Genomic DNA, 18,125 nt, shown 5'->3' with positions numbered 1-18,125 from the left:
CTGCGCGCGCGATGACGAGCGAGGTTCCTACCGCCCCACCAGATACCGCAGCGCCGCCAGATCCTGCACGACATGGCCGAGCGACTTGTAGAGCGTCACCTGCCGCGCGCTCTCGCGCCCCGGCACCATGCCCGCGAGCACCTCGCCGATTTCGCCCGCGATATGGTCGTCGCCGACCGCTCCCGCCGCCTTCGCCACCAGGAATTCCGCCGCCGCGGCCAGCGCGGAGCGGCGGCTGTCGGCGATGTAGCGGCTCCTCGCCACCAGCGCGGTATCCACCTCCACCGGCCCGGCATGGCTGGAGCCGACGATGTTGACGTGCGCCCCCTCGCGCACCCATTCACCCAGCAGGATCGGCGTCGCGGCGCCCGTCACCGTCGTCACGATATCGCACGCCGCCGCCTCGCGCGGGTCGCCCGCCGCGCGCAGCGGCAGCCCGGTCGCGGTCGCCTCGCGCGTCACGAACGCCGCCACCCGCGCGGCGTCGCGCCCCCATACCCGCACCTCCGACAGCGGCCGCACCAGCGCCAGCGCGCGCAGGTGCGAGGCCGCGAGCGCGCCGCAACCGAACAGCCCCAGCGTCGTCGCATCCGCGCGCGCCAGCGCCCCGGTCGCCACCGCGCTGGCGCAGGCGGTACGGATGTCGGTGATCGCGGCGGCATCGCCGATCGCCGCCACCTCGCCGCTGGCGGGGTCGAACAGGATCGCCACGCCGCGATGCGCCGACCGCCCGGCGCGCGCCGGATCGGCGAACGCGGTGATGACCTTCGCGCCGAACGCCTCGCCCCCGCCCAGCCCGCCGGGCATCAGCGCGAAGAGCTTGCCCGGCGCGGTCTCGACGATCTGGCGCAGCGGCTGGTCGACGCCCTCGACGCTGAACCGCCGCATCGCCTCGCGCACCGCGGCGATGCAGCCGGGATAGTCGAGCGCGGCCACCACCGCATCGTGATCGAAGAAGGGAAATGGCGCCATCGCCGCACTCTGCCCGCCCCCAGCCGCCAGATCATGCTTGATCTGCCCTACCCGCCGCATAATCATGCCGCGATGAGCGAAGAACTGACGACCATCGACCTGAAGATCCTCGAACAGGTGCAACGCGATTGCTCGCTATCGACCAGCGAACTGGCCGATCGCGTCGGCCTGTCGCAGTCGCCGTGCTGGCGCCGCCTCGCCCGCCTGCGCGAGGAGGGCTATATCAAGGGGCAGGTCGCGCTGGTCGACCGCACCCGCTTCGGCCCCAACCTGTTCATCTTCGCCACGCTCAAGATCGCGACCCTGACCGAGGAGCAGCGCGCCGACTTCCTGCGCAAGCTGGAACTGACGCCCGAGATCCTGGAATGCTATTCGATCTTCGGCGAGCGCGACCTGATGATAAAGGTCATCGCCCCGTCGATGGACTGGTACCAGAACTTCATCTTCAAGACGATCCTGAAGCTCCCCGGCGTCATCGACATCCAGTCGACGGTGACGCTGTCGGAGATGAAATACACCACCGCCCTGCCGGTACGGGGGACACGCGCGCTGTAGTCTCTCCGTCACCCCGGCCTCGCAAAACGGCTGGACGGCGCCGCATACCGGCCGTGCTCCTGCGCAGGCAGGAGCCCAGGGTTGCAGTTCCCATAAGATGTTGTTGCACTTGGCTCTGGGCTCCTGCCTGCGCAGGAGCACGGTGGAGATTGCCGCAAAGAGGCCGGGGTGACGGCTCACGCCCTCGGCAGCGCCGCCAGAAACCGATCGATGTCCGCGTGCCCGTTCTGCACCGACGGCGTCAGCCGGAAGCGGTTGGCCGAGACCGTCAGGCGCACCTTCGCCGCCGCCATCGGCGCCGCCAGCCGGTCGCGCGCCTTCTCCAGCACGCAGGTGACGATCGGCGTGCGCGCCTCCGGCGGCGTCATCAGCGTATAGCCGCGCTTCGGCAGTTCCCGCTTCAGCCGGTCGGTCAGCTCCTGCGCGTGGCGCTGGATCGCCGGCACGCCCAGCTCCGCGATATACGGCAGCGTCGCGCCCAGCTGCGCGATCACCGCATGCGCATGCGTCCCCAGCGCGAAGGCACCGCTGGCATCCTTCGAAAACGCATAATCCGCGATCGTCGCCCCCGGCGGATCGAGCGGATAGACGTGCGTCGCGAAGTCGCCGATCCCGTAATAGCCGTAATTGGTCCGCTTCAACCGCGGCAGCACGTCGCGCCGGACGTACAGGAACCCCAGTCCGAAGTCCCCCATCAGCCATTTGTACGTCGCGCAGGCCGCGAAATCGACGCCGCTCGCCTTCACGTCGACCGGCACCGCGCCCGCGGCATGGATGATATCGGCATAGACCAGCGCGCCTGCGGCATGCGCGATGTCGCACACCGCCTTCAGGTCGTGCTCGAATCCGTTGACGGTGGAGACGAGCGACAGCGCGACCAGCTTCGTGCCCTTCCTCACTGCGCGGCGCATGTCCTCGATGCGGATGCGCCCGTCGACCGGGCGCAGCCACGTCACCTCGCACCCCTGCCGCGCCATCTCCTCGTACAGCGGGATCGAGCCGAAGAAATGCAGCGTATCGGTGACGATATGCCCCCCCGACGCGGGCAGATCGAGCGCGCGCAGCACCATCTGCTCGCCCGCGGTCGTGCTCTGGACCCAGGCGATCTCGTCCGCATCGGCGTTGATGAGCGTCGCGAACGCGGCGCGCGGCCCCTCGTCGTCGAGCGAATAGGACTGCGCCGCGGGATCGAGCGTGCGTTTGGCGAGATACGCGTCGACCGCGGCCTTGCCGACCAGCGGCATCGGGTGCTGCGACCCGTTGTCCAGATAGGCGATATCGGTCGCGGCGAAATCCCCCGGGCGCGCCAGCGTGCCCGGCGTCGCCGCCCGTGCGGCAGCCGGCAGCGCCGCGGCGGCGGCACTGGCGGCGAGATACTGACGTCGCGTGAGGCGCATCGCGCTGCTCCCTGGATTGTCATGATGGGCTAAGCGCTCCGCCGCGCCATTTCCATGCGATTGTCGGGCGCTATTCGGCAAGTTTGTGCGCGCCGCCCGCGATAGTAACGATCGCGACGATCATATGGGGGACGACGCCGTGACCGACAGTCTTTTCGCCAACCTGCGCGAGCAGGCGCCCGACGGCCTGATGGCGCTGATGATGGCGTTCCGCGCCGATCCGCGCGCCGGAAAGGTCGACCTGGGCGTCGGTGTCTACCGCGACGATCGGGGCAACACCCCGGTCATGGCGGCGGTCAAGGCGGCCGAGCGCATCCTGCTCGAACGGCAGGAGACGAAGGTCTATCTCGGCCTCGACGGCGACCTCGCCTTCGTCGATCGCCTCGCCCCGATCGTATTCGGCGACGCCGCGCATCCCTTCCGCGTCGGGATGCAGACGCCCGGCGGCACCGGCGCGCTGCGGCTGTCGGCGGAGCTGGTCGCCGCCATGTCCGACACCCCCGTCGTCTGGGTGGGGGAGCCGACCTGGGCCAACCACGTGCCCCTGTTCCGCGCCGCCGGCGTGGAGGTGCGCACCCACCGCTTCTACGATGCGATGGCGGGGCGGTTCGACCTCGACGCGATGCTCGCCGATCTGGAGGCCGCGCAGCCGGGTCAGGCGCTGCTGCTCCACGGCTGCTGCCACAATCCCGCGGGCGTCGACTTCACGCTGCCGCAGTGGGAGCGGATCGCGGAGCTGGTCGCGCGCCGCCGCCTGCTGCCGATCGTCGACCTCGCCTATCAGGGGCTGGGCCGCGGCCTGGACGAGGATGCCGCGGGGCTTCGCCTGCTCGCCGACCGGGTCGAGGCGGTGGTGGTCGCCTATAGCTGCGACAAGAATTTCGGGCTCTACCGCGAGCGGACCGGCGCGCTCTGGGCGCAGGTGAACGACGCCGCGTCGCTGGCGAAGGTGCGCAGCGGCATCCGCAACCCCGCGCGCACCTGCTGGTCGATGCCGCCGGACCACGGCGCGGCGGTGGTGCGCGTCATCCTGGAATCGACGGAACTGACCGCGATCTGGCGCGAGGAGCTGGAGGTGATGCGGCGGCGCGTGCTGGGCTTGCGCGAGCGGCTGGCCGCGTCCCACCCCGCGCTCGCCCCGCTCGCGGCGCAGACCGGCATGTTCGCGCTGCTGCCCATCGCGCACGACGGGGTGCTGGCGCTGCGCCGCGACCATGCGATCTACATCGCCGACGACGGCCGCGCGAACCTGGCGGGGCTGCATCCCGACATGATCGACCCGCTGGTGGCGGCACTGACGCCGTATCTCGGCTAATTCCTCCGTCCGTTCACCCCGAGCTAAGTCGAAGGGCATGCGGCACATGCACCGCATGTGCTTCGACTTCGCCCGGCACGAACCGGGTTTCGGCGTCAGCTCTTCAGCTTCCACCCGCGCTTCAGCAGCACGTAGCACAGCACGCCCAGCACCACGTCGATCCCCAGGATCACGACGCTGCCCAGCAGCACCGGCGAGTCGGCCGTCCCCAGGAACCCGTAGCGAAAGCCGGAGATGACATAGAAGAACGGGTTCACATGGCTGAACGCGCGGAACGCCGGCGCCAGGTGATCGACCGAATAGAAGGTGCCCGACAGCAGCGTCATCGGCGCGATGACGAAATTGGTCACCGCCGCGGCATGATCGAACTTCTCCGCCCAGATCGACGTCAGCACGCCCGCCAGCGCCAGGAACAGCGCGCCCAGCAGCCCGAACCACAGCACCGCACCCGGATGCCGCGGCACCACGTTGACGCCGGGCCACAGCGACATCGCGAGGAACACCGCGAGACCGACCAGGAACGCGCGCGTCACCGCCGCCCCGGTCAGCGCCGCCAGCACCTCCGCCGACGACAGCGGGGGTTGCAGATAGTCGACGATATTGCCCTGGATCTTGCCCACCAGCAGCGAGAAGCTGGCGTTGGCGAAGGCGTTGTTGAGCATCCCCATCACGATCAGCCCGGGCGCGACGAAATCGGCGAACGGCACCGTCTCGCCCCCCAGCATCACCGGGCGGCGCGCGCCGTTGGCGATCGTGAAGATGACCAGGAACAGCAGCGTCGTGACCGCGGGCGCCCAGATCGTCTGGAGCTGCACCTTGAAGAAACGGCGCACCTCCTTCACATAGAGGGTCTTCAGACCGCCCCAGTTGACGTTGCGGATCACCGGCTCGCCGGGGGCGCTGCGGATCGCCGAGGGGATCTGACCAAGGGGGGGCTGGCTGCTCATCGCGTCTGCGGGTAGACGCTGCCGCCGCCGCCCGCAACCGGCTGGTGCCGGCCAGGCTGCCACCGGCTCTCGCCGGCCAAGTTGTTGTGAGGAAGTGACGAATGTCGTGGACGGAAGAGCGCATCGATACGCTCCGGACGATGTGGGAAGCGGGACAGACCGCCAGCCAGATTGCCGAGGCGCTGGGCGGGGTTAGCCGCAACGCCGTGATCGGCAAGGCGCATCGCCTGGGACTCCAGTCGCGCCCGTCCCCCGTCGTCAGCAAGGACGAGGCGCGCGCGAAGGCCGCGCCCGCTGCCGCCCCGGCGGCGGCGGCAGCGCCCCCTCTATCGGGGGCTCCGGAACCCGAGCCCGCACCCGTGGTCGAGTCGGCGCCGCCCGCGCCGAAGCCGGCGACGCCGCCCCCGTTCCTGACCGCCTCCGCGCCGCGCCCCGCGCCCGCCGCGGTCGAGGATGAGGACGAGGAAGAGTACCAGGAAGACGGGGACGATACGGAGGCCACCACGTCCGATCAGGTCGCCGCCGCGCCCCCGCCGCCGCAGCAGCCGGTATTGCGCTCGGTCGGCCCCGGCGGCTTCGTCCGCCAGTCGCCCGGCGAGCAGCAGCCGCCGATCGCGCCGGCCCCGCCGCGCCGCCTGGTGCCCGCGAAGGTGGCGCCTGAGTTCGCGAACAAGACCTCGCTGCTCGATCTCAACGACAAGATCTGCAAATGGCCGCTCGGCCATCCGGGCGAGCCCGACTTCCACTTCTGCGGCGAGAAGGTGAACCCCGGTTTCCCCTATTGCGTCGCGCATTGCGGTCATGCGTATCAGGCGCAGCTGCCGCGCCGCGACCGGCGCGCCCCGCCGCTGCCGTTCGGCGGGCCGCGGGCCCGCTAGGCCCGGCAAAGCCGGGCCAGCGCCCGCCCGCCCGCCCGGCCGGCGCGGCCAAAGCCGCATCCGACGTCATGGGATTCACTCCCATGACGGGCGTGAGAGGTGCTTCGAGACTTCTCTGAAACCCGTGCCCCGACGAAGGCGGGAGCTTTGCGAAAGCTCTTTTCTGTGCCCCGGCGGAGGCCGGGGCCCAGCATCGGCACGCTGGCAAGATGCTGAAGCCGGCCCCCAACTGGTCCCCGGCCTTCGCCGGGGAACGAAGGCTTTTGCAGAGGTCCGGCAAAGGCAAGACGTTTGCAAAAGGCTACGCCATGCTCCTGCGCAGGCAGGAGCACAGCAGACGGTCGCGAAGGCGCCGCTCCCGCCTGCGAACAGCATCCGCTAGATGCACCACCGCCGCGGCAAAGCCGCGCCGTCGGTCGTGCCGTGCGGCACGCCGGCCGGGCGGGCGTGAGTCCTGCGCCGGACGGGCCGGCGCAGGCCACGCTCCGCCTAGAACCGGAACGCGGCGGTGGCGCGCATGCTGTGCCACCGGAACTTGTCGTCGGAGCGGCGCAGGTCGGTGCCGTTGACCGTCCCGCCGTTCGCCGCGTTGGTGAACGGCGTCCCCGCCGGCCCCGCGACGCGGACGCGGTAATCGTCGTCCCGGTACTGGTGGTACAGATATTCCAGCCCGATCGAGAAGTTGTTCCCGATCCGCTGCTCGATGCCGCCACCGCCCTGGATACCGAACTGGTTGCGATCGCCGCGCCCGGTGAAGGTGTTGGTGCTCTGGCTGGACGAGAAGCTGCGGTTGATCCGCGCATAGCCCGGCCCGAACGTGCCGTAGAACAGCGTCGAGTCGTTCGGCGTGAACCCGGCGCGCGCGCGGATGCCCGCTTCCCACGAGATGTCGCGGTACATCACGTAATTGGCGGGCGTGACGGAGAAGCCCGAGACGCTGTCGTTGATCTCGGTCTTGCCGAACTCGCCGACCACGCCGACCACGATCGCGCCCATCTGCTGGTCGAAGCCGATCCGCCCGTAATAGCCCCACGAATCGCGATCCTTGCGGCATCCGGTGCCCGCCGCCAGCGCCGGCGCGTTGGCGCTCGTCTGCCCCGGCGCATTGGCGCTGGTCGCACCGCCGCCGCAGAAACCGGGGGCGAAGGCGTTGCCCCCGGTGCCGGTCAGAACGCTGTCGTTGAACCGCCCGTCCAGGTTGCGGTCGAACAGGATGCGCGAGCCGCCGTCGTTGCCCTGCACGTCATAGCCGCCCGCGCCGCCGATGTAGATTCCGCTGAACCCGGTGGTGACGGCCGGATCGCCGCCGGCCATGTCCTGCGCCAGCGCCGGGGTGCCCGCGAGCAGCGCGCCCGCCGCCAAGAGATACGCCTTCATCGTCAACTCCCTGTTGTCTCGCCCGCGCAACGGGGCTGATGAGGATCGGGTTGCGTGACGTTTGATGTCCCGCGGCGCGGTTTGGGTTTCCGCCCCGCTCGCTATATGACGATCGCATGTCCGATCTCTTCGCCTCGCCGGCTACCGCCGGGTCCCCCAGCTACGACGCCTCCTCGATCGAGGTGCTGGAGGGGCTGGAGCCGGTACGGCGGCGTCCGGGCATGTATGTCGGCGGCACCGACGAGCGCGCGCTGCACCACCTCGCCGCGGAGGTGCTCGACAATGCGATGGACGAGGCGGTGGCGGGCCACGCCACCCGGATCGAGGTCACGCTGGAGCCGGGCAACCGCCTGACCATCGTCGACAACGGCCGCGGCATCCCGGTCGACCCGCATCCGAAATTTCCCGACAAGTCCGCGCTGGAGGTGATCCTCTCCACGCTCCACTCGGGCGGCAAGTTCGCGGGGAAGGCCTATGCGACCTCGGGCGGCCTCCACGGCGTCGGCGTGTCGGTGGTCAACGCGCTGTCGTCGGAGACGGTGGTGGAGGTGGCGCGCGACCGCCAGCTGTATCGCCAGCGTTTTTCGCGCGGGGTGACGATGGGCGCGCTGGAGACTGTCGGCGCCGCCCCCAACCGCCGCGGCACCACCGTCAGCTTCGTGCCCGATACCGAGATTTTCGGCCCCGAGCTGCACTTCAAGCCCGCGCGCCTCTACAAGCTGGCGCGGTCGAAGGCGTATCTGTTCGCCGGCGTCGAGATCCGCTGGAAATGCGCGCCCGAGCTTATCCAGGACCAGACGCCCGCGGAGGCGGTGTTCCAATTCCCCGGCGGCCTGTCCGACCATCTGAAGGAGCAGATCGGCGGCCGCGAATGCGCCACCGCCGATTTCTTCGCCGGGCAGCAGGAGTTCGCCGACAGCCAGGGCAAGGTGGAATGGGCGGTCGCCTGGCCGTTGTGGAGCGAGGGCAGCTACAGCTGGTATTGCAACACCATCCCCACCCCCGACGGCGGCACCCACGAACAGGGCCTGCGCCAGGCGCTGGTCCGGGGCCTGCGCCAGTTCGGCGAGCTGGTGAACAACAAGAAGGCCAGGGAGCTGACCGCGGACGACGTGATGGTCGGCAGCGAGCTGATGCTCAGCGTCTTCATCCGCGAACCGCAATTCCAGTCGCAGACGAAGGACCGGCTGACCTCGCCCGAGGCGGCGGGGCTGGTCGAAAAGGCGATGCGCGACCATTTCGACCATTGGCTGGGCCAGAACATGGAGCGCGGGCGCGCGCTGCTCGGCTATGTGCTGGAGCGGATGGACGAGCGGCTGCGTCGCAAGGCCGAGCGCGAGGTGAAGCGCAAGACCGCCACTTCGTCGCGCAAGCTGCGCCTCCCCGGCAAGCTGACCGACTGCGCCGCCGACAGCCCGGAGGGGACCGAGCTGTTCATCGTCGAGGGCGATTCGGCCGGCGGCTCGGCCAAGCAGGCGCGCGACCGCAAGACGCAGGCGATCCTGCCGATCCGCGGCAAGATCCTGAACGTGGCATCCGCCACCAGCGCGAAGATCCTCGCCAATCAGGAGATCGCCGACCTGATCCTCGCGCTGGGCTGCGGCACGCGAAAGGACTGCCGCCCGGACAATCTGCGCTACGAACGCGTGGTCATCATGACCGACGCCGATGTCGACGGCGCGCATATCGCGACGCTGCTGATGACGTTCTTCTTCCAGGAGATGCCCGACCTGGTCCGCCGCGGGCACCTGCATCTGGCGCAGCCGCCGCTCTACCGCCTGACCGCGGGGACAAAGAGCCTGTACGCGCGCGACGACGCGCACCGCGCCGAGCTGGAGCGCACCGCCTTTCGCGGCAAGAAGGTGGAGGTCGCGCGCTTCAAGGGCCTGGGCGAGATGAACCCCGCGCAGCTGCGCGAGACGACGATGGACCCGGCCAGGCGCAGCATGATCCGCATCACGCTGCCGCAGGAATATGAGGAGCGCGCCGGGGTGAAGGACCTGGTCGACCGCCTGATGGGCACGAACCCCGCGCACCGCTTCGCCTTCATCCAGGAGAATGCGGCCCGGCTGGACGAGGAAGCGATCGACGCGTGAGGGGGCCGGGATCAGCGACTCGACGACAATCCCCCTCCCCGTTCGGCCTGAGCGAAGTCGAAGGCCACGCACGACAATGGCTGTGCTTCGACTTCGCTCAGCACGAACGGACGTTCAAATCGAACCTAGAGCGTGATGACGTGATGTTGACCCGTCGGGACGGAGCGGAATGTCGTTCGTGGATAGGAGCGAGGAGGGAACGGGGCTTTGCCCCCGTGACTGACGAGGGACGACGCCACGAACGACATTCCGCCCGCCGCACAGCGGTTGTCCTGAGCCGCCCGCCGGACGACGTCGCGCCGCTGGCACGGGCTACCAGCCCGCGCTGCACGTCGCTCCTCGCCGACGAACGGCTCAGGACAATCACGATGGGTCAACATCACGTCATCACGCTCTAAACCGCCATCCGCCGCAACATCCCCCGCGCGGTCCCGTCGCCCTGCATCAGCACGCGCAGCCGCCGGAAATAGCCACCAACGCGCAGCTCCGCGGTCAGCCCCATCGCACCGTGCAGCTGCACCGCGCCCTCGCCGACGATGCGCGCCGCCTCCTCCGCCAGCACCCGCGCCGCCGCGACCGCGCGCGCGTCGTCGGGCGTGTCGATCGCCGCCCCGACGGCGGCGTCGGCCAGCGCCAGCGCCATCGCCATGTCCGCCATCCGGTGCCGCAGCGCCTGGAACGACGCGATCGCCACCCCGAACTGCCGCCGCTCCTTCAGGAACGCGGCGGTATCGGCGAGCAATGTCGTGCACAGCCCGACCATTTCCGCCGAATGCAGGATCGCCAGCGCGTCGCGCGCCGCCTCGTTCGTCGCGCCGTAGCGGTTGCGCGCCCAATGCTCCGCCCAGTCCAGCCCCGCATTGGCGCGCCCGAACGCCGCCGCCACCACCGCACCGTCGCGCAGGTCGGTGCCCAGACCGCCCGCATCCTCCGCGATCCCCAGCGATCCGACGCCGCTTTCCTCGACCGCCCGCGCCCAGTGCGCGTCGCCGCGCGCCAGATGCGCGTCCAGCATGTCCGCCAGCTGCCGCTGTTCGTCGCTCGATGCGAAGGTCATCAGTTCACCCGCCTTTCGTGACCGGCCCAGAACGGCTCGCGCAGCGCGCGGCGCAGGATCTTGCCGGAGGGGTTGCGCGGCAGCGCCGCGATGAAATCGACCGTCTTGGGGCATTTGAACCCCGCGATCCGCGTCCGCGCATGCGCGATGATCGCCGCGGCATCGGCCTCGGCCCCGGGATGCAGCACCACGACCGCCTTCACCGCCTCGCCCCATTTGGGGTCGGGCACGCCGATGACCGCGACATCGGCGACCGCGGGATGCGCATAGATCGCGCTTTCCACCTCCGCGGGATAGACGTTCTCCGCGCCGGTAATAATCATGTCCTTGATGCGGTCCTGGATGAAGAGATAGCCCTCCTCGTCCAGCAGCCCCGCATCGCCGGTGCGCAGCCAGTTGTCCGCCGACAGCGTCCGCGCCGTTTCCTCCGGGCGCGCCCAATATCCCGCCATGTTGTTGGGGCTGCGGATCGCGACCTCGCCGATCGTGCCCGGCGGCAGGACGCGCCCCTCCTCGTCCTGGATGCGCAGCTCGACCCCGGGTAGCGCCTTGCCCGCCGCGGTCATCTTCGCCTCGCGTCCGGGCAGATGATCCTCGGGCGGCAACGCCACCACCGACCCCCAGGTCTCGGTCATGCCATAGACCTGGACGAACCCGCACCCGATCCGCTCCACCGCCTGTTGCAGCAGCGGCAGCGGGATCGGACTCGCGCCGTAGGACAGCGTCAGGATCGACGAGAAATCGGCGTCCGCGGCGTCCGGATGCGCCAGCAGGAGGCCGATCGCGGCGGGCACTAGGAACAGCCGTTTCACCCGGTGCTCGGCGACCGTCGCGATCACCTGCGCGGCGTCATATTCGGCATGGACGATCAGTTCCTGCCCGCTGTTGACCGCGCCGAACGCGACCCCGACGCCGCCGATATGGCCATAGGGCATGGCAAGGATCGCCGCATCGCCCGGCTCGGCCAGCAGCCATTCCACCCCGGCCGCGATCTGGTTCGCGCGTGACCGGATGCCGTTGGCATGGGTCAGCATCACGCCCTTCGGCTTGCCGGTGGTGCCGGAGGTGTACAGCTGGAGCACCACGTCCCGCTCGTCGACGGCGACGTCGGGCATCGTGTCGGGCTGCGCATCGCGCCAGGCGGCGAAGTCGTCGCCCATCGCGACGACATGCGCGGACGCGACCGCGCGCGCGGCGAAGGCCGGCTCCACGAACAGCGCGCCCGGCGCGGCATCCTCCAGGATCGCGTCGACCTCCGCCGGGGCCAGCCGCCAGATCACGGGCACGAACACCATGCCCGCGCGCGCCACGCCCAGCGCCAGCTCCACCGCCTGGTCGCTGTTCTTGCCGACATAGGCGATGCGGTCGCCCTTCGTCAGCCCCAGCGCGCGCAGCCCGTTGGCGATTTGCGAGGCATGCGCGTCGAACGTCGCATAATCGGTCACGTGGTCGCCGTGGCGCAGCGCCACCTGCGCCGGGCGTTCGCGCGCATGATGCGCCAGCGCGGCGCCGAAGGTGGCGGGCAGTTCGCTCTTCCCTGTCATGCGCGCCAGCCTAGCAGGCGCCCGCGCGGCGTCCCCTGACACAGCTGACAGGTGCGCCGTCTTCGCCTAAATCACTGACAAACTGCCGCGATGCGCTATGACATCGGGCTCACCCTCACAGGATCCCGTCCCATTCGCCAGATCGCCGCCCTTCCCTATCGCCTCGACGGCGAATCGGTCGACACCGCCGTCGTCCGCGTCCTGCTGGTCACGTCGCGCGGCACGCGTCGCTGGGTGATGCCCAAGGGCAACATCGGACCCGGCATGTCCCCGCACGACGCCGCCGCGCAGGAGGCGCAGGAGGAAGCGGGGGTCATCGGCGCGCTGTGCCCGATTCCACTGGGCACCTATCGCTATCGCAAGCGGCGTAGTAGTGGCGCCTCGCTGATGGCAGATGTCGAGGTGTTTCCGCTGGCCGTCACGCAGGAGCTGACGGCCTGGAAGGAGCAGGACGAGCGCGAACGGCGCTGGTTCGCTCTCGCGGAAGCGGTCGAGGTCGTCCATGAGCCCGACCTGCGCGACCTGCTTCGGTCGTTCGCGCCGACGGAGTTCAAGGCCGCGCTGCGTCGCCCGGGTGCGGCGCGCAGCGCGCAACAGGGATCGGGATTGGGTTCGATGTTCGGCTGGTTTCAACGTCTGCTGCCGCGGACGGGCAATTTCTTCGAGCTGTTCGAGGCGCATGTCGCGACGGTGCAGGCGGGGGCGGAGGCGACCGCGCGGCTGCTGTCGTCCGACGGCGCCACCGCCCGCGAGCATATCCGCGAGATCGTCGAGCGCGAGCACGACGCCGACAATATCACGCGCGAGGTGCTGACCACCGTCCGCAAGACGTTCCTGACCCCGTTCGACCGCGGTGCGATCACCGCGCTGATCGGCGCGCTGGACGATACGATCGACGAAATGCACGCCGCCGCCTCCGCGATCGACCTGTACGAGGTGCGCGACTTCGCGCCCGAGATGCGCGACATGGCCGCGATCATCGTCGACGCCGCGCGCCTCGCGGGCGAGGCGATGCCGCTGCTGCGCGACATCGGCCGCAACGGCGACCGCCTGCACGAGCTGACCGAGCGGCTGATCCGGATCGAGGGCCATGCCGACGAGATCCACGCCGCCGGCTTGCGCCGCTCGCTCCAGCAGCACGGGCACAGCGACACGCTGCGCTTCGTCGTCGAGCGCGAAATCTACAAGCATCTGGAGCGCATCGTCGACGCGTTCGAGGATGTCGCCGACCAGATCGACGGCATCGTCATCGACCACGCCTGACGCATCGCCCCCCCATGCACCAGATCGCCTTCCCGCTGCTCGTGGCGCTGATCGTCGTCGCGCTGGCGTTCGATTATCTCAACGGGCTGCACGATGCGGCCAATTCGATCGCCACCGTGGTCGCGACGCGGCTGCTGTCGCCGGTCGCCGCGGTGCTGTTCGCCGCCTTCTTCAACTTCGCGGCCTATTTCCTCACCATCGCCTTTCCCAGCCTGCACGCGGTGGCGGAGACGATCGGCAAGGGCCTGATCGACAAGGATGTCGTCACGCCCGCGGTCATCTTCGGCGCGCTGGGCGGCGCGATGTCGTGGAACGTCATCACCTGGCTGCGCGGCATCCCCTCGTCGAGCAGCCACGCGCTGATCGGCGGGCTGATCGGCGCGGGCGTGACGCACGCCGGGCTGAACGGCGTCCACTGGTCGGGGTTGAACAAGACGCTGCTCGCGATCGTGCTGTCGCCGACTTTGGGCATGATCCTGTCGATGATGGTGATGCTCGCCACCAGCTGGCTCTTCCGCCGCTCGACCGCGCACCGCGCGGAACGGAGCTTCCGCGCGCTCCACCTCGTCTCCTCCGCTGCCTATTCGCTCAGCCACGGGCTGAACGATGCGCAGAAGACGATGGGGATCATCACCGTCCTGCTCTATTCGACCGGCTATCTCACGGGGCCGTTCGAGGTGCCGCACTGGGTCGCGATCAGCTGCTATATCGCGATCGCGGCGGGCACGATGACGGGCGGATGGAAGATCATCGAGACGATGGGATCGCGCATCACGAAGCTGTCCCAGCACCAGGGGTTCAGCGCGTCCGCGGCGGGGTCGATCGTGCTGTTCACCGCCTCCGCGCTCGGCATCCCGGTGTCGACCACGCACACCATCACGGGATCGATCATCGGCGCGGGCGTCGCGCGGCGCGCCTCGGCCGTTCGCTGGGGCGTGGCGCAGAACGTGGTCACCGCCTGGATCATCACCATCCCCGCCTCCGCGGCGATCGGCGCGGCGTTCTACGCGATGACGCTGCCGTTCTGAGGCGGCGCGTACGGGATGCTGTCGCGCCTCGTCCTCACCGATTTCCGCAATCATGACGCGCTGGCGCTGACGCCGGGGGCGGGGTTCGTCGTGCTGACCGGCGCGAACGGTGCGGGCAAGACCAACGTGCTGGAGGCGGTGTCGCTGCTCGCCCCCGGCCGGGGACTGCGCCGCGCCGCGCTGTCGCAGATCGCGCGCGGCGACGGTCCCGGCGGGTTCGGCGTCGCCGCGACGCTGGCGGACGGGGTCGAGCTCGCGACCGGCACGCTCGCCTCCGCCCCCGAGCGCCGCGTCGTGCGCGTCAACGGCGCCGCGGCCAATGCGGCCGCGCTGGCGGAGCGCGCGGCGGTGCTGTGGCTCACCCCGGCGATGGACCGGCTGTTCACCGATACCGCCGGCGAGCGCCGCCGCTTCCTCGACCGCCTCACGCTCGCGCTGGAGCCGGCGCACGCACGCCATACCGCGCGCTACGATGCGGCGATGCGCGACCGCAACCGCCTGCTCGCCGACGCCGCGCCCGACGCCGACTGGCTCGCCGCGCTGGAGGCGCAGATGGCGCAGCACGGCTGCGCGCTCGACGCCGCCCGCCACCGCACCGTCGCCGCGCTCGACGCCGCGCTGGCGGCACAGCCCGCGGGCGCCCTGCCGCGCGCGCGCCTCGCGCTGGAGGGGTGGCGCGGCGATGCGGGGGCGCTCGCCGACGCGCTGCGTGCCGGGCGCGCGCGCGACGCCGCGGCGGGACGCACGCTCGCCGGGCCGCACCGCGTCGACCTGGCGGTGACGCATGTCGACAAGGTGCGCCCGGCGGCGACCGCCTCGACCGGCGAGCAGAAGGCGCTGCTGCTCGGCCTCGTCCTCGCCCATGCCGAACTGGTCGCAGGCCGGGTCGGCCGCGCGCCGGTGCTGCTGCTGGACGAGGTGGCCGCGCACCTCGACCCCGCGCGCCGCGCCGCGCTGTTCCGCCGGCTGGAACCGCTGGGGCAGACCTGGATGACCGGGACGGAGCCCGCGCTCTTCTCCGCGATCGGAACCGCCACCACCATCGCGCTTTGACGCGGCATCTACTTCGTTCGGACTATGACATCGTCGTGAAACTTCGCCATGGTCCGCCGCCGTAGGAGGAGTGATGGCAGGGCTGTGGAACATGCGCCGGACCGCGCGCCCGGCCGACGACGTCGCCGCCGGCGAATGGCGCCGCGGCTGGCCGATCGTCGCCGCGGCGATGCTCGGCTCCGGGCTGGGGCCGGGCCTCTATCAGAACCTGTCGAGCCTGTTCGTCCCCGGCCTCGAACGCGACATGGGCTGGTCGCGCGGCGACATCGCGACCGCGGCGGGGGTGGGCATGATCGGCGCGCTCGCCGCCCCCGCGATCGGCCGCGCGGCGGATCGCCTGGGGGTGCGCCCGGTGGTCGTCGCCTCGATGCTGGTGCTGGCGCTCGGCTATCTCTGGCTCGCCTCGGTCGCGGGGGCGCTGTGGCATTATACGGTCGGGGTCATGCTCGTGGTGCTCGCGCTGCCGGGCACCAGCAGCCTGTCCTTCGGGAAGCTGATCGCGGCGCGCTTCGTCGCGCATCGCGGCATGGCGCTGGCGTTCGGCACCTCGGGCCTCGCCGCCATGACGGTGGTGGTCGCCCCGCTGCTGGGCGTGGTGATCGACGCCTATGGCTGGCGCGCCGCGCTGGTGGCGATGGGCGTGGCGTCGCTGGCGGTGGCGCTGCCCCCCATCCTGCTGGCGATCCGCGACGCGCCGCTGGCGGAGGCGCCGCCCGCGGGCGACGCGGCCCCCGCCCCGGTCCCGCCGGGGATGACCGCGGCACAGGCGCGGCGCGACCCGCGCTTCTGGCTGCTGATCGCGTCGGCGGTGCTCATCAACTTCGCCACCACCGGGCTCGTGACACAGATGGTGCCGATCGGGATCGAGCGCGGCCTGCCCGCGGCGGAGGCGGCGCTGCTGCTCACCGGCTTCGGCGTCAGCGCCATCGCCGGGCGGATCCTGGTCGGGGTCCTGGTCGACCGCCTCCCCGCCTTCCCCGTCGCCGGATCGATCGCGATCGTCTCCGCCGCCGCCTTCCTGCTGCTCGGCTGGGCGCCGGGCGGGCTGGCGACGCTGCTCGCGATCGTCTTCCTGTGCGGGCTGATGAACGGGGCGGAGAACGACCTGCTCCCCTTCCTCGCCGCCCGGCTGTTCGGGCTGCGCGCCTTCGCGGAGATCTACGGCACCGCCATGCCGATCGCGCTGGCCGGCTCGGCGATCGGGATCGTCGGCTTCGGGCGGCTGCACGACCATAGCGGCAGCTATGCGCTGGCGCTGGCCGCGGGCAGCGGCGCGCTGCTGCTGGCGGCGGGCTGCTTCGTCGCCCTGTCGCGGGTCGGCACCGGCAGGGGGTGACGCCGCCCCCGCGCCTGCTACGCTAACATCATGGAGAGGAACGCGAATCGCGTCACTGCGCGCGCCGAATGGCGTCGCGGGTGGCCGCTGGTGCTCGGCGCGCTGATCGGGATCGGCGCGGGACCGGGATTGTTCCAGAACCTGTCGAGCCTGTTCACCCCGGGGATGATGGCGGAATTCGGCTGGACCCGCGGGCAGATCGCGACCGCCGCCGGGGTCGGGCTGATCGGCGCGGTCGGCTCGCCGTTCCTGGGGCGCGCCGCCGATCGCCTCGGCATCCGCCCCGTCATCATCCTGTGCATGACGCTGCTCGGCGTGGCGTATGCCGGCTTCGCGATGATGCGGGGCGAGATCTGGCAGTATCAGCTGCTGGTCCTGCTGCTGGCGCTCGGCGTGCCGGGCACCAGCTCGATCGTCTATGGCAAGCCGCTGGCGGCGTGCTTCCGCGCGCATCGCGGGCTGGCGCTGGGGATCGCCACGTCGGGCCTGTCGATCACGACCGTGCTGCTGCCCCCGCTCGCGGCATGGGTCATCGCGGGCTGGGGCTGGCGCGGCGGGTTCGTCGCGCTGGCGATCGTGACGACGCTGATCGCGATGCCGCTGGCGCTGATCGCGATACGGGGCGCCGCGACCGCCCCCACCCGCCCCGACGCCGGCGCCGCCGCCGCGCAGGCGCCGGTCGAGGGCCCCACCGCAGCGGAGACGCGCCGCGACGCGCGCTTCTGGCGGCTCGGCGCCAGCGCCTTCTGCATCAACCTGGCGACCGCCGGCCTCGTCACGCAACTGGTGCCGTTCGGGCTGGAGCGCGGGCTATCCGCGGGGCAGGCGGCGCTGCTGCTCGCCGCCTTCGGCGCGGCGCAGGTCGTGGCGCGCATCGCGATCGGCGCGCTGATCGACCGCTGGTCGCCGCAGGTGATCGCCGCCGTCGTCGCGCTGCTCTCCGCGCTCGGCTTCGCGCTGCTGGAGATCCGCGCGCCCGGTTTCGCGCTGCTGGTCGTGCTCGTCTTCTTCGCCGGCATGATGAACGGCGCGGAGAACGACCTGCTCCCCTTCTTCACCGTGCGGCTGTTCGGGCTGCGTGCGTATGGCGAGATCTACGGCTGGCTGGTGCTGATGGCGCTGGCGGGGACCGCGACCGGGATCGTCGGCTTCGGGCGGCTGTACGACGCCACCGGCAGCTACGACGTGGCGCTCGGCATCGCATCCGGCGCGCTGACGCTCACCGCGCTGCTGTATCTCTCGCTGCGGGAGCGGCCCCTGCCCCGCGTACGCGCCGCCGCGGCGGCCTGAAACGCCCCTATTTCGCT

15 protein-coding genes are annotated in these 18,125 nt (G+C 70.8%); 9 read left to right on the top strand and 6 right to left on the bottom strand.

The genetic code is table 11. From position 1 onward, the window contains the following. Positions 1-27 precede the first annotated feature (27 nt). Positions 28-972, bottom strand: coding sequence for an ornithine cyclodeaminase family protein (locus PGN23_RS05070; protein ID WP_335301742.1), 945 nt, complete (start codon positions 970-972; stop codon positions 28-30). 72 nt (positions 973-1,044) lie between these two features. Here PGN23_RS05070 and PGN23_RS05065 point away from each other — a divergent pair, with 72 nt between their 5' ends. Continuing rightward, positions 1,045-1,527 (top strand): Lrp/AsnC family transcriptional regulator, encoded by a 483-nt coding sequence (locus PGN23_RS05065; protein ID WP_335301741.1) that lies wholly within the window; start codon positions 1,045-1,047, stop codon positions 1,525-1,527. A 176-nt stretch (positions 1,528-1,703) separates the two neighbouring features. Here PGN23_RS05065 and PGN23_RS05060 read toward each other — a convergent pair whose 3' ends face one another. Beyond that, entirely contained in the window at positions 1,704-2,924 is a 1,221-nt protein-coding gene (locus PGN23_RS05060) for an aminotransferase class V-fold PLP-dependent enzyme (RefSeq protein WP_335301740.1), read from the bottom strand. A 139-nt stretch (positions 2,925-3,063) separates the two neighbouring features. On the opposite strand from PGN23_RS05060, the gene PGN23_RS05055 reads away from it, so the two are divergent. Beyond that, complete coding sequence (locus PGN23_RS05055) at positions 3,064-4,239, top strand: aromatic amino acid transaminase (RefSeq protein WP_335301739.1); 1,176 nt, start codon at positions 3,064-3,066, stop codon at positions 4,237-4,239. Positions 4,240-4,334: 95 nt separating this feature from the next. On the opposite strand, the gene PGN23_RS05050 is transcribed toward PGN23_RS05055, so the two are convergent. Next, complete coding sequence (locus tag PGN23_RS05050; protein WP_335301738.1) at positions 4,335-5,186, bottom strand: ABC transporter permease; 852 nt, start codon at positions 5,184-5,186, stop codon at positions 4,335-4,337. 101 nt (positions 5,187-5,287) lie between these two features. Here PGN23_RS05050 and PGN23_RS05045 point away from each other — a divergent pair, with 101 nt between their 5' ends. Continuing rightward, positions 5,288-6,064: a GcrA family cell cycle regulator gene (locus tag PGN23_RS05045; RefSeq protein ID WP_335301737.1), complete on the top strand. Its 777-nt coding sequence runs from the start codon at positions 5,288-5,290 to the stop codon at positions 6,062-6,064. A gap of 489 nt (positions 6,065-6,553) precedes the next feature. Here the strand turns inward: PGN23_RS05045 and PGN23_RS05040 are convergent, their stop codons facing one another. Next, entirely contained in the window at positions 6,554-7,441 is an 888-nt protein-coding gene (locus PGN23_RS05040; RefSeq protein WP_335301736.1) for an outer membrane protein, read from the bottom strand. A 116-nt stretch (positions 7,442-7,557) separates the two neighbouring features. Between PGN23_RS05040 and parE the strand changes: the two genes are divergently transcribed. Further along, a complete protein-coding gene (gene parE, locus PGN23_RS05035) occupies positions 7,558-9,537 on the top strand; it encodes a DNA topoisomerase IV subunit B (RefSeq protein ID WP_335301735.1) in 1,980 nt (659 codons plus the stop codon). Between the two features lie 394 nt (positions 9,538-9,931). Here parE and PGN23_RS05030 read toward each other — a convergent pair whose 3' ends face one another. Continuing rightward, entirely contained in the window at positions 9,932-10,594 is a 663-nt protein-coding gene (locus PGN23_RS05030; protein ID WP_335301734.1) for an acyl-CoA dehydrogenase family protein, read from the bottom strand. Then, complete coding sequence (locus PGN23_RS05025) at positions 10,594-12,138, bottom strand: long-chain-fatty-acid--CoA ligase (protein ID WP_335301733.1); 1,545 nt, start codon at positions 12,136-12,138, stop codon at positions 10,594-10,596. Before PGN23_RS05025 ends, PGN23_RS05030 begins: the two co-directional genes overlap by 1 nt. A 90-nt stretch (positions 12,139-12,228) precedes the next feature. On the opposite strand from PGN23_RS05025, the gene PGN23_RS05020 reads away from it, so the two are divergent. The 5 genes from PGN23_RS05020 to PGN23_RS05000 all read left to right on the top strand — a co-directional run bounded on the left by PGN23_RS05020 (position 12,229) and on the right by PGN23_RS05000 (position 18,108). Continuing rightward, complete coding sequence (locus tag PGN23_RS05020; protein WP_335301732.1) at positions 12,229-13,401, top strand: DUF47 family protein; 1,173 nt, start codon at positions 12,229-12,231, stop codon at positions 13,399-13,401. Between the two features lie 14 nt (positions 13,402-13,415). Next, positions 13,416-14,429 (top strand): inorganic phosphate transporter, encoded by a 1,014-nt coding sequence (locus PGN23_RS05015; protein ID WP_335301731.1) that lies wholly within the window; start codon positions 13,416-13,418, stop codon positions 14,427-14,429. 15 nt (positions 14,430-14,444) lie between these two features. Further along, complete coding sequence (recF, locus tag PGN23_RS05010) at positions 14,445-15,482, top strand: DNA replication/repair protein RecF (protein WP_335301730.1); 1,038 nt, start codon at positions 14,445-14,447, stop codon at positions 15,480-15,482. A 73-nt stretch (positions 15,483-15,555) separates the two neighbouring features. After that, positions 15,556-16,818: an MFS transporter gene (locus PGN23_RS05005; protein ID WP_335301729.1), complete on the top strand. Its 1,263-nt coding sequence runs from the start codon at positions 15,556-15,558 to the stop codon at positions 16,816-16,818. Positions 16,819-16,848: 30 nt separating this feature from the next. Next, positions 16,849-18,108 (top strand): MFS transporter, encoded by a 1,260-nt coding sequence (locus PGN23_RS05000; protein WP_335301728.1) that lies wholly within the window; start codon positions 16,849-16,851, stop codon positions 18,106-18,108. Positions 18,109-18,125 lie beyond the last annotated feature (17 nt).

The organism is Sphingomonas adhaesiva (genome assembly GCF_036946125.1).
Classification (GTDB): Bacteria; Pseudomonadota; Alphaproteobacteria; order Sphingomonadales; family Sphingomonadaceae; genus Sphingomonas; species Sphingomonas adhaesiva_A.
Note: the sequence above shows the minus strand (reverse complement) of the source record. Positions and strands in the feature narration are given on the sequence as shown.